Source organism: Micromonospora sp. CV4 (genome assembly GCF_003667455.1).
In the GTDB taxonomy this organism is placed as follows: Bacteria; Actinomycetota; Actinomycetes; order Mycobacteriales; family Micromonosporaceae; genus Micromonospora.
In genome coordinates, this window is sequence record NZ_RCVI01000064.1 from 1 (window position 1) to 1015 (window position 1015).

The 1015-nt window shown below is 74.1% G+C and carries 1 protein-coding gene and 1 pseudogene; one reads left to right on the forward strand and one right to left on the reverse strand.

Going from position 1 to position 1015, the window contains the following annotated elements; all coding sequences use genetic code 11:
* Positions 1–500: pseudogene (locus EAD98_RS00340) on the forward strand (chorismate-binding protein); the annotation flags it as partial.
* A 105-nt stretch (positions 501–605) separates the two neighbouring features.
* On the opposite strand, the gene EAD98_RS00345 reads toward EAD98_RS00340, so the two are convergent.
* A partial coding sequence (locus EAD98_RS00345) for an NAD(P)H-dependent oxidoreductase (RefSeq protein ID WP_121652120.1) occupies positions 606–1015 on the reverse strand: 410 nt, incomplete at its 5' end.

Consider the following 1015-nt stretch of genomic DNA (forward strand, 5'->3'; position numbering starts at 1 on the left):
CGGTCGACGAGTACGACCTGGTGGTGGCCGGGCCTGGACCGGGCGACCCGGGCAGCCCGGACGAGCCGAAGATCCTGGCGCTGCGGGGGTTGCTGACCGGGCTGCTGGCGAGCGGTCGGCCGACCCTCGCGGTGTGCCTCGGCCATCAGGTGCTGGCCGGGCTGTTGGGGCTGCCGCTGCACCGTCGGGAGCTGCCCTACCAGGGTCTGCAACGCGAGGTGCCGCTGTTCGGGCGAGCCCGCCGGGTGGGTTTCTACTCCACGTTCACCGCTCGCGCGGCAGCGGACCGGCTGGACACCGCGTACGGGCCGGTGGAGCTGGCCCGGGACGTGCGCGACGGCGCCGTGCATGCCCTGCGCGGGCGCGGCTTCGCCGGGGTGCAGTTCCATCCCGAGTCGGTGCTCAGCCCGGACGGGATCGCCGTGCTGACCGAGCTGTTGGGCGACCTGCTGCCGGCGCCGCACCCGGACGAGCTGTCCGCGGCCGGCGGGCGGGCATAGTCACCCCGCCCGAGGGTACGGCTGAGTCGACCGGCGGCGCGGACGGGCCGAGAGCCCCCGCCCGCGCCGCCGGTCCCCGCCGCGGTCAGCCGGTCCCGGCTCGGGTCAGCCGGCCATGCCCTTCTTCACGGCGGCGCCGATCTGCACCGCCCGCCGAGCGGTGAGCGCGGCGGCGGTGAGCGCCACGTCGTCCGGGGCGATCTCGCCGTTGTTGCTGGTGTGCGAGGCGCCGTAGGGGTTACCCGCGATGAACTGGCTGGTGTCGGTGTAGCCGGGGGTGACCACGATCCCGCCCCAGTGGTAGAAGACGTTGAAGAGCGAGGTCAGGGTCGTCTCGTGCCCGCCGTGCGCGGTCCCCGTCGAGGTGAAGCCCGAGTAGACCTTGTTCGCCAGCGCGCCCTGGCCCCACAGCGGGCCGGTGGTGTCGATGAACTGCTTCAGCTGGGCGGCGATCATGCCGTACCGGGTGGGCGCGCCGAAGATCGCCACGTCGGCCCAGGCCAGGTCGTCGACCA